Below are 12,655 nucleotides of genomic sequence, written 5' to 3'. Positions count from 1 at the left end.
ATTTACGTGTTTATATTTCGTGTAGTAACTGCGCTTGACGCTCGATGGCGCTGTTTTGATACATATTGACCTATCCATGGGACCTTACTCAGCCATGTCGGTGCCATACAAACAAACGTAACAACCGCAAAAAACCACACCAATTTCCCCATAAAGACCATGGCAATCACTGCACTAACCGACAGTCCGGATAAGATACTCAATACTACCAACGTACGTGGTGGTGTCGGTAATAAACACAATACAGGTAAAGCAATTAGTCCATACTCTTGCACAGTGCCTTTAAGCCATTGCCAATGCTCATAACCATTCTTACCTGCAGTTGGTATTAAACTACTAAAATAATCATCTAACATCAGAGCCAAAATGGCTAAAAAACTGCTTCCTATAGCTGCAGCCAATGCAAATGAGACCGCTATCAACCATGCCTTTTTGGGCTGTAACCACGCCAATAACATCACCGATGTTTGTGTTGGTAAAGCGGGTATAAAAAAATCCCCTACTGACAATAAAGATAATGCAGGTATAGCCACCGGCCGTTTTCCGTGGCGAGCGATCCAATTAAGTACGCGTTTTGATACTGTTATTCTAGCCATCACAAGTGTCCTTTTATAATTTAAGCATGATGTTTTCAATAAAGTTAGGAAAAAGAGCACGTGCTCTCATGAGCAATCGGACTTTTCCCACCTGTATTTCCGGCTTTGCTTTATTCACTCCGTCATAAATCTCTTGAGCAGCCTGCGTCGCGGAAATTTTCCCAGTACCGCGACCTCGTGTCATATCCGTGTCAACCAAAGGGAGTATTGCTTCACATACTTTTACACGGCTTGCATGGCGCTTGACTTGACCATTTAACGACTTACAAAAGGCCCTTAGTCCTGCTTTATTGGCACAATAAACTGGTGAACTTTGTTTAGGTGCAATGCCAAGTCCTGACGTGACAAACACCCAGGTTCCTGACTGCTGCTCGATATTGCTAAACAGTTTTTTGGTTAAGGTAATAACCGAGGTGAAATTAATTGCCGTTTCATCCTCGATTGATAACAGTTCACGTTTGGGTTGAAAAAAGTCTCTGCTCTGCTGAACACCAGCATTATGAATAACCAGCTTCAATGGCAGAGTACCAATCTGCTGGACTAAGTTACTTACCTCCTGTCGCTGAGTTAAATCACAGCAGTACCACTGCACATCAGGACAATTCACTTTCGCTTGTTCCACACTTGTCGAGGAAGCCCCAGTCGCGATCACCTCAAACCCATGACGTAAATACAGGTCCACCAGCGCTTTTCCGACCCCTCGTGTACCTCCGGTAATTAACACAGTAGTACTCATGCTATAAACTCCTTTATACGCCCGTAATCCACAGGCGATTCCAACTGAGCATGCCCTAAGTACTCGATATATTTGCCATTTAAATTTCGGTCCCTTGGTTCCAATAACCCAATGTTCTTACGCAGTTTCAGTGTATTACGATCAAAGTAATACTCTGTAGACCCAAATAACATTCGCCAAAACCAGTTTTTCGGTGTAACACTTACCACTGTATGGTCGATGGTCTCTCTTTTTTGCAATGTCACTTTTGTATGTGCTTGAACCTTCATTACAATATAATCCAAGCATACTTTTTCACCGCGCTTTAGCGCAGGCCAATGATGGGAAATTTCAAATGGTATACTCAATAAGGTACAAGGGCGCGAAGTAAACTTTAGTGGCTTTTGCTTTGACTTTTGCCCTGTTTTATCACTTTGTAAAACCGAGGTTGCTTTGCTCTTTGTAACAGTTAGTGAGCCCTTTTCATTTAAGTGTGGTTGCGCCATCGCGCCATATAACAGCCCTTGCGTAGAGCACCAAGTGATTTCCTCTTTCGCTACTATCGTTTGCTCAGCCCCTCGCCACTGCCGTGTTACTCTTAACAACCCTTCAGGTAAACGCGCTATATTCATATCATACTCAAAAATAGGACGTTCACTTTGATGTTTTTTATCTATTACACTGGCTTTAACTTGCTGAAAACTTTCACTGCTATTGCTACTCATGTTGACCACTATCTTGATTAATGTATGGCCTTACAATAATGACTCCGGAAAAATAATGATTGAATATATGTGCCAATGTACATAAGTAAGATGTCAAGCAGCTGGCCAGAAAGAAGCTCACCAAATCATGCACTGTCTGGTTTTATAAATAACATGGTATAGGTAAGAACAAGAAAGGGGCTGTTAGCTTAAAGGCATAAAGCAGTTATGGGGCTCAAGCAAAAACTAGCTGGCTTTATGATGTTCACGTAGCGCAAGTTGAAAATCTTGTTTGTCTTGCTCAGTGATTGACTGATAATAGTTAGCCATGAGTAATACGCCGTCAATCACCTCCCAAGCTCTGCCAGTGATCACGCCAGTCGTTACCTTAAAGACGGATAAAAGTACTCGAAACAGACCACATGCGACTTTAAATAACCTCGCCCGATGCTGCATCGAGACAGTGGCATCACGCATTTGCGATTCAGTGCACTGTGCGCTACGTAATGTCGTTAAGTCAAAGTCATGATCGCCTACCACTTTGAAATGGTCATTATCTACAAACACTTTATTTATCAGCAGTTCAATACCAGATCCAACAATATCCGATACTTGGCTTAGCAATGTCATCCCCTGAATTGCCACAGATTTAACAACGCGTATCACACGTTGCACAAAACCAGATATTGCAAAAAAGACGCGTGAAGCCGCTTTATATAACCATTTAAAAGCACGCTTTAAGCCATCAAGGCAAGCAGCACCGATACTTTGCTTGCGCCACAATTCAGGGTTTCTTTCACCTTTTGATAGCGCCGCGTAGTGTTGGTTAATCGTGGGCGTTAATTGCGTTTGTTGTAAGGGAAGACTATCAAGTTCACAGACACAGTGCAGTGTTCTCAATGCAATGCCTATTACTGTTAATTGTTTTTTTTGTATCGCCCGCGCGATATGTGTTTCTCGCACGAGTCGCTTGTCAGCTGTCCCATGCTTTACTCTTTCAAAGTCATCCCACAAACGAATAACGCGCTTTAGTTCAGGATGTAACCGAGGCAAAGTACTGGTATATCGGGTTTTATATCTTGGTTTAAAGAATTCGCTATATCGATAGGCGTCAATAGGCGCGCCAGGATAAAAATCTCCCCCTTTAGCAAAGTCACTTTGCTTGCTGCCAAAGCCGTTTAACCACGCCTCTATGCGCGCCTGTGCCATGATCACGCGTAAGCTCAATCTCGGTAATTCAGCTGGCGTCACATCAGGAAACACCTCATTATCGGCATTATTCCACACAATCGGTCGCGTCAGCTGTTTATGTTGTTCCAAGAGCTGGTTAGCCTTATCGTTTAAAAACTGTGTAATGCCATCTGTGTCAAATAGCCACTGGAGCAAATGCAGTTTTGTTACACGGATGCTAGGATCAAGCGCTCCCCAATAATATAAGAGCTGTTGCCAATACCCCAAGCCCGCTTCAACAGCTTGGTTAAGCAGATCATGCGCCGCTGGCTCTGTAAAAAAGCGACGTGTTTTACCGGGTAAAAGCCCTAACGCACGTAAGCGAACATAAATAGCGCGATTCAAAAACTTGTTACACGCTGGCTTTGAAAACCAATCTTCTAACTCGGTGGGCGCTTCAAATGAATACACCTGCTGTAGAACTGTAAACGACTTATGACCAAACCACGCATCACAACGAAGACCCGCTTCAGCTTGCAGTGTTTTTACTGCGGTTGAAAAAGAAGATAACCACTGACTCACCTCACCTGAGTATGGCGATGTTTGCCCTCTTAAAGCCTCTTGTATGTTAGTAAAACCAGCGCGATGCTCGGCTGATAGATATTGCATACGATATAAGCGGTCACAAAGCGTTTGCCCCAATGGACCACGCAGCAATGCGGTATTGCCCTCTAGCATATTCGCTGAGAAATCAGGCAATAAATGATGCTCAAGTGCCTGCTCAACCTTAGATTCAGCCTGTTCATAGCACTCGAACACAGAGTCGGAACTCACACTAGGTACGCTGTAATGCAACAACCACGCATACTGCTTGGCTAAAATACATCGTTTACCAATGCCAACAAACCTTCTCTGGTTTCACGCGCTGCACTCAATGCCGCATTATGGGCAGTTTCAAGCTCAGACGTGATGTCTTTTTGGCGAAAGACCATACCATCACCATCTAATTTGTGCGCGTTAAGTGCAACTAGCTCAATCTTGCCTTCGGTCGATGCTGATGCCCCCGAAATCGCTTTTTGTAACACATCATTAAAGTCTAATTCACTGAGCTTTATTGATGTACCATCATCGGCTTTCAATACCACTGAAATATCACCGGTATAAGTCGCAACAGACAAAGTAGAAAAATCAATCAGGGCGTCGTCTAACTTCTCTAGAGCTGCTTTAATTTTTTGCATATTACAATTCCCTTTCGTTATTTTTTATAGATATTCATTAGGTGATGTTAGTTATTTAATAGCTTATTTATTTGCGCCTAAATTGCAAACGAAATTAATATGACACACCACTAATTGAACTATGCAAACTACATTAGTTCAGTGTTGATACGTCTAATACGAATACCGCATCTTGCTTCGCCGCGGTTACGAATAACGTATTTATATCCGATAACGTTAATGACGAAACAGCAAAAAGGTCTGCGTGCAAAATTGTTTTTTTAATCTCTAAATTGCCTCTATAGTCGGTATTTAAAACAACAATACCTCGACCGCTTTCAGCCGCACCATATCCTGTTTTACCATCCAGCGTAAATGCCAAGCTGCTGATCCCTTTTAAACTAGGTGCTTTTAATGTTTGTAAAAGTTCAAGGCGCTTCTTGCCTATTTGGTTACCCAAATCACTTAAAACAATGATGTTATTACTGCCAGTACAAGCAACATAGAGACGATTGGTTGCATTAACTTGACTTACTGCCTGCGGGCCCACGCATCCATGCTTGTTTAAATTAAATACTTGGGCAACACTATAATTCTTATTTGACGCTCGATTTAAAACGGTAAGCTCTGCCTTCTCATGTCCTAATACCAATAGAGTGTCAAATACCGGAGCCCTGCCAAGCGATTGAATAGCTAAGGGTCGTGAAAACCGGTGCCCATTTACTACATTGTTCACGTTTTCATCTGGTGAGAGTTGCCCATCCTTAATTTGAAAAAAGCTGATGGCGTTACTTTGATAACTCGCAACTGCAAACCGCTGTTGGTCAAGTTTAAATAGGTCCCACGCGCCAAGGAGCTGCAATGTATCAAGCTTACCAATAGGCGCTGGGTCTTTAAATACTCTATCTGGTGTTAAGTTATCACTCAGTGTATGTACAAACTCATAAGGACCCGCCTTTGTTTTTTTAAACAAAGATACCGCACCATCATAAAAGCTGCTTGTAACAATGAATTCTGCGTTATTGAAGCTAATTACATCAGATGCTCCCTCTAACTTAAGTGCTGGGTTATCTGAATTTTTAAAGACTTGCTTAAATTGGAGACTCCCCCCTTTTTGTCGAGTAAATATACTCAGCGCATTATCATCCCCACTAACCACAAACACCTGTTTTCCATCTTTTGAGATGCTAAGCTGACGCGGGTTATCTAACCCTGATATGCCTAGGTGGTCGTTAAAAACAGACTGTGAAGTGTACGTTTCGGCTGGTGTTTTATTAACTTTGCTCGGCTGATTACCTGCCCCTTGAGAGATACCAGCAAAGATGAATAAAAAACATGATAGCCACTTTAAAAGTAGGGTGTTTTTCATTGTTTTAATCAACCGCTTTATAAAAAAATTCATTATATTACAGAAGCTTAACATCCAAATCAATCACCACTAAAATCTCAAAAGGCAGGTAGAAAGTAAAACCAATAGCTTAAGGAATAGCATTTTTTATAATGGGTAACTCTGAAGCTAGCCACCCGTTCATGTCTCCAGTAAGATGCTTCACATCAAAGCCACGCTTTTGTAATTGCTTTTCAAAAATAGCCGCTCTGCGGCCAGACCGACAATAAACCAGTAAAGTAGAGCCTTTTTTCGCATTCAATTGTGCTTGATGTTGGGCAATTTGATCAAACGGAATATTTATGGCACCTTTAATGTGCCCCGCGTTATATTCTTGTGCGGTTCTTACATCAATCACTGTAAAGGGGGTTGACGACATTTGCTGCCTCAGCAGTGTTTGTTGAGATACCTGAGTTATGTTGGCTTGCACTAAGGTGCTAACCATAAGACTAAATAAAAGCATACCAAACAGTACCAGCATCCAATTTTTTGTTGTTACTAATTTCATTTTTCTGCCTTTTTGATATATAAGCCGTCAAAAATAACCTGCCACTTTTGATCAAGCATTTTTGTTTTCCACACTTGCCGAACACTGCCATCCTCATTGGGTGTCCAAGTGATTCTTTCTTCTAAATAATTGCCTTCTTTATCAAAATCAGAGCCCGTTAGTACCATAACATTGCCCTGTAAGTTGCCTTCCAGTTGTAACAGTAGTCCCGTGTTATCTACCCAAGTTTGATGCCACAACTTTCTGGTAACATCATAAATGCCAATACTTTCACCTTTATAACCAGATAAGCCAGTATAACGCTCTTTAATAACACACTTATTATGAGCTGCCGTAATTACATTACGCCCTGCTAATTTCCCATCAGGCGTATATACTTGCCAATCACCCAGCCAAAAATCAAATTCTCGGTATGCTTTGTCATCACAATTAGCCCATACCCCACACGCACATAAACAACTAAAAACGATTAAAAACCATCTCATAATAGTCCTCCTTTTTTGTCTTTAAAGCGTAGCTGAAGCACCTTAATTTACGAATTATAGTCAGGAAATACCTTCAGAAATAAACAAACCAGTCGATACTATGAGTCGATAGGAAATACATTCATATTTAAGGATTAAAAATGAAAACGAACGCACTACCGCAGACATTTGTAGTACCAAGAATCACAAGTCATTCGCTCGAGAATAGACCTGAACAGACACAAAAAGAACAACTCCCTCCCGATGGTGATCCGCAAGATGCCGAAGATGAACAACAAGCTTACACGTTTTCAAAATACTTAGATTCAATGGCTGAAGACTACAAAGAAGGTAATGCCAACTTCAAAAGTCACTATGAAGGCTTAGAAGTCATCAATAAGGACTTACAAAGACAAATAGACATAGTGAATAAGCAAATCACCCAGTTAAAGCAAAATCCACAGACACCTACTGCGGAAATTAATATTCAAAAAAGTACCCAACCTGAAAATGAAGGACGCAACAATCATATAAACGTCACTGCACACCGAGGCGTGAAAGAATATCAAGAGAATAACAATGAAGTTGTCATTCAAAGTTTAGAGAAGCAAAAAAGTGCGTTACTCACCGAGCAAGCAGATGTTAAGAAAGCGATGTTAAACATGATCATTGATGAAATGAAGCGATTGGAAAACGGCAACTAGGCTGATACACAGAGAGCATGTACATAACAACGAATTTTCGGAGCCTGTAATTTAAATTGTGTATCTGCTTATAATTAAGCCAGTAATGGCTGAGGATAAGCAATATGGATAAGAAAGCTCTAGAAGCCTTCGCTCGCGAAGCAGCTAAGTCGATTAAGACTCCTTCTGATCTTGATGACTTTAGGAAAATGTTAACCAAGGTGACGGTTGAGACAGCCTTAAATGCTGAACTTAATGAGCACCTCGGTTACGAAAAAAACTCACCAACTAACGATAGTAACAGTCGAAATGGCTACTCATCTAAACGCCTAATTACAGACGATGGTGAGATCCAGTTAGAAGTCCCTCGTGACCGTGACGCGTCCTTTGAACCCAAGCTTGTTCGTAAACATCAAACCCGATTTCAATCGATGGACGACAAGATCTTAAGCCTATATGCCAAAGGAATGACCACCCGTGAAATCGTCGCAACATTCAAAGAAATGTACGATGCGGATATCTCCGCCAGTCTAATATCTAAAGTTACAGATGCTGTTTTAGAACAAGTGGTTGAGTGGCAATCTCGCCCGCTTGATACGGTCTATCCCATCGTTTATCTCGATTGCATCGTCGTGAAAGTACGCCAGAATAAACAGGTTATCAACAAAGCCATTTATCTCGCACTTGGCGTAAATATGGAAGGTCAGAAAGAACTTCTTGGGATGTGGATGTCCGAAACCGAAGGAGCGAAGTTCTGGCTTAGCGTGCTCACCGAACTTCAAAATCGAGGCGTGAATGATATCCTCATCGCGTGTGTAGATGGCCTGAAGGGCTTTCCTGATGCCATCAACGCTGTTTATCCAAAAACTCAAATTCAGCTCTGTATCGTACACATGGTGCGAAACTCAATGAAATACGTCCCATGGAAAGACTACAAGGCAATTACCGCTGACTTAAAAGAAATCTATCAAGCAACAACGGAAGATGAAGCCCTGTTGGCGTTAGAGCACTTTGGTGATAAATGGGATGAAAAGTACCCTCAAATCAGCCGCTCCTGGACGGCTCATTGGGATAATCTCAATACTCTATTTAGCTACCCTCAAGATATTCGTAAAGCTATCTACACGACAAATGCTATTGAATCTCTGAACAGTGTGATCAGAAAAGCGACCAAGAAACGTAAACTGTTCCCGACAGATGAATCCGCTAGCAAGGTGGTGTACTTAGCGATAATGGATGCTTCCAAGAGGTGGACAATGCCTATTCATAACTGGAAGCAAGCTCTAAACCGTTTTATGATTATGTTTGAAGACCGACTAACTGAATACTTGTAACTAAGAGCAGTTACACAGAATTATTTACAGGGTCAATTTTCGAGTTCAAACTTGTTATTCTTATACTCTATAAAATTAGTATAGATAAAACCTCAAAGCTGCGGTGCTGTAACATGTACTTTCATTACAATTAAAGCAACTAGCATTTGCACTCCCACCTAACCGTTTTGAAAAAGCTCCGGCTAGTATTAAAATAGCCTAGGTCGAATAAAGAAACGGCCAAGTTATAGCTCTAAGCTGCAATAAAAACCTTTCAATTGATTACACAGAGGCGATATTGAAAATACTGATCACTGGTTCTGCCGGGCGTGTTGGACGTGCCATTTATATCAACTTAATGCAACAACATGCTGTGTTTGGGCTTGATACAACGCCTTGCTCTACTGTCGACATGGTGGCTGACATTCGAGATACACCCAAAATAATACACGCCCTTAAAGGCGTTGATGTCATTATTCATAGCGCCGCTTTACATGCTCCCCACGTTGGTCTGGCGACGGAACAAGAGTTTATTCAAACCAATATCGACGCCACTGAGCGACTCGCATTAGAAGGCATAAAGCAAAATATTAAACATTTCGTGTTTACCAGCACGACAGCACTGTATGGCTTTGCCTCGACCCCTCAAGGGCAGGCTGGTTGGGTAAATGAGCACACTCAGCCACAACCAAAAACGCTTTATCATACCTCAAAAATTAAAGCTGAAAATAAGCTCAAGCGTATCTCTCAGTTATTTAATCTACCCATTACCGTCTTGCGTATGTCCAGATGCTTTCCCGAGCCTGCTAACTTGATGAGCGTTTATCGCTTAACACGCGGCATTGATGTGCGCGATGTTGCACACGCCCACGCATGTGCTATCACAGCAAGGTTAACAGGTTTTAGAACCTATATTATTTCTGGCCATACACCTTTTGATCGAGGTGACTGCATTGCGCTTTTTCATAATGCGGGTGATATGCTCCAAAAAAAGGCACCTGATCTGGCAAAGACATTTGCACAGCGGCATTGGCCTTTGCCTAACACACTAGACCGTGTCTATGACTCAGCTTTAGCGCAGAAAGAGCTACAATGGCAGCCAAAATATGGTTATCAAAGCGTAATAGATATGCTCGACAGCGAGCTGCCCGAAGTATTGCCGCCAGTGAACTTTACCAGTACGATACAGCGCATCTAAATAAGGGAACGTAATCATCAACGCAATGCAAATCATGCCCTATACCTCCTAATGCCACTGTGGCAATTATTACGGTCATATTTAACGCGTCCGTGAACGCTCTCATATCATGCAATTACTCAATTTACCATAAATTAGGCGCACTGTGGGGCTGCACCCATCCGAGTAATATTACCGTCAAAGCCGTCGCTGAAAGTACAACGTCGTATTCCAACGGTGATAAATATATTGAGTTTCACCATTGCCCTCTGTGCGGCTGCACAACTCACTACAGACCAACAAAAATAGGTAACCCACAAAGAATGGCGGTCAACTTTAAAATGGTGTCAAAGAAGTTAATCAACGACGTTAAAATACGCCACTTCGATGGAGCTGATACATGGGAGTTTATTGAAAGCTAATCAGCTGATGCCACTTATTGCTCTTATCTGTAAATAACACCAGCCCTCAAGGAACACTGGCAATCAAAAGGGAACTAAGCTAATGTACCTAAAAGAACAAAGGACGCATTGTTAGCATGGTAGATATTCTAACGCATTATCACACTTCCATTTTTATAGTCGGCATACTCGCGGGGCTATTTCTGCTGCAACTTATTATTGCTGATATTGCTTTGTTTTTACAAAAGCACCAAGCAGGGCATCCCGTAGAGCCTGATCATACTCGCTTTGTGTTTCGAGCCGTTAGAGCACATGCCAATACCAATGAGAGCATTAGCATTTACATCTTACTGCTTCTTTTTGCCATTTTTTCTCAAGCTAATGCTGATTGGTTGGCTATTTTCTCAGGTATATATTGCTTTGCACGACTAACGCATATGTGTTTTTACTATTGTAATGTGCACCTTGCACGCAGTATTTCGTTCGCCCTGTCACTGGTTGGCTTATCGGGTATGCTAATTTCTGGATTAATCAACTGGATTTAACCGGGAATGGCCTTGTTGATCAAATAGCTAACTACCAATCAATTTCTCAGTTTTAACTTTGTTGCTGATATTTGGGCATACCTGGCCCAGTCATTTTATTTATTGCCTTCACTTTAATCATCGTTTCAGTATGCTGACTATTAAACTGGCGACTTTTTAGCTTATCACCCATTAATTGTTTAAAACGATACATCGCCGTCTCGGCAAGTGAACGAAGGTGGTACCCTGAATTCACTTTCCACTGCGTTAACCCTATTTGGTGCATCATAAATACGGCATTGTTTCTGGGGTGTCCTTCTTCCCAGTATTGGGCATTCTCTCTTGGCGGTATCCGCATAATCGCACCTTTTGCTGCGACCTCCTCATAGCAACTGCGTGTGTCATATGCTCCATCACCTGTGACTCTGTCTATATTCCTACGCAGTGGCCTGATTAAATCGGCAAGGGCTTCTCCATCTGACACATTTACCATCGATAGCTCAGCACCCACAATATCGTGACTTGTCGCATCTACGGCCAAGTGCAGTTTTCGCCAAGTTCGACGCTTAGTCGCTCGATGTTTTCTCGTATGCCATTCACCATTTCCGTACACTTTAAGGCCTGTGCTATCGACTACGATATCTATAAAGCCTTTGCCAGCGCTCTTTCTATATTGCACATCAAGTGTTTTGCTGCGTTTACATAAACAACTATAACCGGGTGATTGCTGCGAAGTATCCATCATAGTGAGCAAGGAATTTACAAACCCCTATAAAGCTCTTAACGGCAAGTGAAATACAGCTCTTAAGGTTAAACAGGTTTCAATTGCTAAATCAGAATAGTGATTCGAACGACCGCGGCCACCGTGTTTTTCGGTATTTTGCCACTTAGAGATGGCACTCTCACTTAGCCAAATATTGATGTTACCGCGTTGAACTAAAGCACGATTGTACTGTGACCAATTCCTAATTTTCTTCTTCATTTCAAGGCATGGGTTAAGGCATTTTATGATCTGATCACACCAAACCAAAGAAGTTCAATTATTTAGGAAACAAGGCCACCGGGAATTATAAATAATTAAGCCACCACTATGCATCAGAACACGCAGCGCTTAACACAAGCTAGCTTAAGAAATTAAAGTAGGTGATGTATTTTAAGCCATTACCTGCTTAACTTCGAGATAAAGCTATACAGCCTTAGCTCGCGTTACAATTACCTTGTTGGCACTGGCGATATAAATAATTGTATAAAGGCACGCTGCTACCACACGCTGAGCCACCATTTTGAGCAGCGCATATTTGGCTACGCTTTTGTGCAGCCCACTGTGCACAATTAGAGCTACACGCTGCGGCAATCGCAGAGGTCGCACTGACAGATAAAAGTAGCATCGCAACTGCCATTAATGGTGTTTTAGTAATCATTTTCATTGTTATTCCTTTCATGTTGTTTATTTACCTAGTTAAACCATAAGTAAACTGTTCAAAAATAGAACTGAAATAAGCTAACATTTCTATTTTTTAAAAAATATTGAAAACAATTCATGCACAAGAAAATATGTACAAATTCATAAAACGTCAAAAATCACAAAAAACTAATTTATAATCCTGTATCCACCATTTTAAAAGCGATGTAATAAAAGCATGCTTAAATATCAGGAAGAGCCAAAGGAAAGTGCACCACGACAAATAAAATACGGCCAATAAATACTGCAATACCTTTTACATTTACGTCTCTTAAAGGCCCTCTCTATTTTACTAAAAAACCTATATTTATGAAAATATCATTTAAGATAATAT

General features: G+C 41.5%; 14 protein-coding genes and 1 pseudogene. 5 read left to right on the top strand and 10 right to left on the bottom strand.

Annotated features, from left to right (window positions below; all coding sequences use genetic code 11):
- Nucleotides 1-2: 2 nt before the first annotated feature.
- The 8 genes from PCIT_RS22300 to PCIT_RS22265 form a co-directional block, all read right to left on the bottom strand.
- Nucleotides 3-596, bottom strand: coding sequence for a hypothetical protein (locus PCIT_RS22300; protein WP_010366482.1), 594 nt, complete (start codon nucleotides 594-596; stop codon nucleotides 3-5).
- A 13-nt stretch (nucleotides 597-609) separates the two neighbouring features.
- Complete coding sequence (locus PCIT_RS22295; RefSeq protein WP_010366480.1) at nucleotides 610-1,332, bottom strand: SDR family NAD(P)-dependent oxidoreductase; 723 nt, start codon at nucleotides 1,330-1,332, stop codon at nucleotides 610-612.
- Nucleotides 1,329-2,036, bottom strand: coding sequence for a hypothetical protein (locus PCIT_RS22290; protein WP_010366479.1), 708 nt, complete (start codon nucleotides 2,034-2,036; stop codon nucleotides 1,329-1,331). The genes PCIT_RS22295 and PCIT_RS22290 overlap by 4 nt, the downstream gene beginning before the upstream one ends.
- A 225-nt stretch (nucleotides 2,037-2,261) precedes the next feature.
- Nucleotides 2,262-4,019, bottom strand: coding sequence for a hypothetical protein (locus tag PCIT_RS22285; RefSeq protein ID WP_157592857.1), 1,758 nt, complete (start codon nucleotides 4,017-4,019; stop codon nucleotides 2,262-2,264).
- Between the two features lie 41 nt (nucleotides 4,020-4,060).
- Nucleotides 4,061-4,423, bottom strand: coding sequence for a hypothetical protein (locus PCIT_RS22280; protein WP_010366475.1), 363 nt, complete (start codon nucleotides 4,421-4,423; stop codon nucleotides 4,061-4,063).
- A 133-nt stretch (nucleotides 4,424-4,556) separates the two neighbouring features.
- Nucleotides 4,557-5,771: a YncE family protein gene (locus PCIT_RS22275; protein ID WP_157592856.1), complete on the bottom strand. Its 1,215-nt coding sequence runs from the start codon at nucleotides 5,769-5,771 to the stop codon at nucleotides 4,557-4,559.
- 109 nt (nucleotides 5,772-5,880) lie between these two features.
- Nucleotides 5,881-6,297 carry a rhodanese-like domain-containing protein gene (locus PCIT_RS22270; protein WP_010366471.1) on the bottom strand — a complete coding sequence of 139 codons (417 nt, stop codon included), beginning with the start codon at nucleotides 6,295-6,297 and terminating at the stop codon, nucleotides 5,881-5,883.
- Nucleotides 6,294-6,782, bottom strand: coding sequence for a hypothetical protein (locus PCIT_RS22265; protein WP_010366470.1), 489 nt, complete (start codon nucleotides 6,780-6,782; stop codon nucleotides 6,294-6,296). Before PCIT_RS22265 ends, PCIT_RS22270 begins: the two co-directional genes overlap by 4 nt.
- Before the next feature lie 140 nt (nucleotides 6,783-6,922).
- Between PCIT_RS22265 and PCIT_RS22260 the strand changes: the two genes are divergently transcribed.
- The 5 genes from PCIT_RS22260 (at nucleotide 6,923) to PCIT_RS22240 (ending at nucleotide 10,880) form a co-directional block, all read left to right on the top strand.
- Nucleotides 6,923-7,465, top strand: a complete 543-nt coding sequence (locus PCIT_RS22260) for a hypothetical protein (protein ID WP_010366468.1) — start codon at nucleotides 6,923-6,925, stop codon at nucleotides 7,463-7,465.
- Nucleotides 7,466-7,569: 104 nt separating this feature from the next.
- The gene (locus PCIT_RS22255; RefSeq protein ID WP_192992771.1) at nucleotides 7,570-8,778 is read left to right on the top strand and encodes an IS256 family transposase; all 1,209 of its coding nucleotides are present in this window, start codon (nucleotides 7,570-7,572) and stop codon (nucleotides 8,776-8,778) included.
- A gap of 277 nt (nucleotides 8,779-9,055) precedes the next feature.
- The gene (locus tag PCIT_RS22250; protein ID WP_010368172.1) at nucleotides 9,056-9,955 is read left to right on the top strand and encodes an NAD-dependent epimerase/dehydratase family protein; all 900 of its coding nucleotides are present in this window, start codon (nucleotides 9,056-9,058) and stop codon (nucleotides 9,953-9,955) included.
- Between the two features lie 92 nt (nucleotides 9,956-10,047).
- Nucleotides 10,048-10,356 (top strand): hypothetical protein, encoded by a 309-nt coding sequence (locus PCIT_RS22245; RefSeq protein ID WP_010368171.1) that lies wholly within the window; start codon nucleotides 10,048-10,050, stop codon nucleotides 10,354-10,356.
- A 116-nt stretch (nucleotides 10,357-10,472) separates the two neighbouring features.
- The gene (locus PCIT_RS22240; RefSeq protein ID WP_010368170.1) at nucleotides 10,473-10,880 is read left to right on the top strand and encodes an MAPEG family protein; all 408 of its coding nucleotides are present in this window, start codon (nucleotides 10,473-10,475) and stop codon (nucleotides 10,878-10,880) included.
- Between the two features lie 52 nt (nucleotides 10,881-10,932).
- Here the strand turns inward: PCIT_RS22240 and PCIT_RS22235 are convergent.
- A pseudogene (locus PCIT_RS22235) lies at nucleotides 10,933-11,841 on the bottom strand (IS5 family transposase).
- Between the two features lie 214 nt (nucleotides 11,842-12,055).
- Nucleotides 12,056-12,286, bottom strand: a complete 231-nt coding sequence (locus PCIT_RS22230; RefSeq protein ID WP_010367733.1) for a hypothetical protein — start codon at nucleotides 12,284-12,286, stop codon at nucleotides 12,056-12,058.
- Nucleotides 12,287-12,655: the final 369 nt, after the last annotated feature.

Origin of the sequence: Pseudoalteromonas citrea (genome assembly GCF_000238375.3) — a bacterium.
GTDB classification, from domain to species: Bacteria; Pseudomonadota; Gammaproteobacteria; order Enterobacterales; family Alteromonadaceae; genus Pseudoalteromonas; species Pseudoalteromonas citrea.
The sequence above is the reverse complement of the archived record's forward strand: the minus strand, read 5'-3'. Positions and strand labels throughout refer to the sequence as shown.

Coding starts and splice junctions, on each gene's coding strand:
- PCIT_RS22230 (WP_010367733.1), bottom strand. CDS start 12,286: ATGAAAATGATTACTAAAACACCATTAATGGCAGTTGCGATGCTACTT.
- PCIT_RS22290 (WP_010366479.1), bottom strand. CDS start 2,036: ATGAGTAGCAATAGCAGTGAAAGTTTTCAGCAAGTTAAAGCCAGTGTA.
- PCIT_RS22280 (WP_010366475.1), bottom strand. CDS start 4,423: ATGCAAAAAATTAAAGCAGCTCTAGAGAAGTTAGACGACGCCCTGATT.
- PCIT_RS22255 (WP_192992771.1), top strand. CDS start 7,570: ATGGATAAGAAAGCTCTAGAAGCCTTCGCTCGCGAAGCAGCTAAGTCG.
- PCIT_RS22270 (WP_010366471.1), bottom strand. CDS start 6,297: ATGAAATTAGTAACAACAAAAAATTGGATGCTGGTACTGTTTGGTATG.
- PCIT_RS22300 (WP_010366482.1), bottom strand. CDS start 596: ATGGCTAGAATAACAGTATCAAAACGCGTACTTAATTGGATCGCTCGC.
- PCIT_RS22295 (WP_010366480.1), bottom strand. CDS start 1,332: ATGAGTACTACTGTGTTAATTACCGGAGGTACACGAGGGGTCGGAAAA.
- PCIT_RS22275 (WP_157592856.1), bottom strand. CDS start 5,771: ATGAAAAACACCCTACTTTTAAAGTGGCTATCATGTTTTTTATTCATC.
- PCIT_RS22265 (WP_010366470.1), bottom strand. CDS start 6,782: ATGAGATGGTTTTTAATCGTTTTTAGTTGTTTATGTGCGTGTGGGGTA.
- PCIT_RS22260 (WP_010366468.1), top strand. CDS start 6,923: ATGAAAACGAACGCACTACCGCAGACATTTGTAGTACCAAGAATCACA.
- PCIT_RS22240 (WP_010368170.1), top strand. CDS start 10,473: ATGGTAGATATTCTAACGCATTATCACACTTCCATTTTTATAGTCGGC.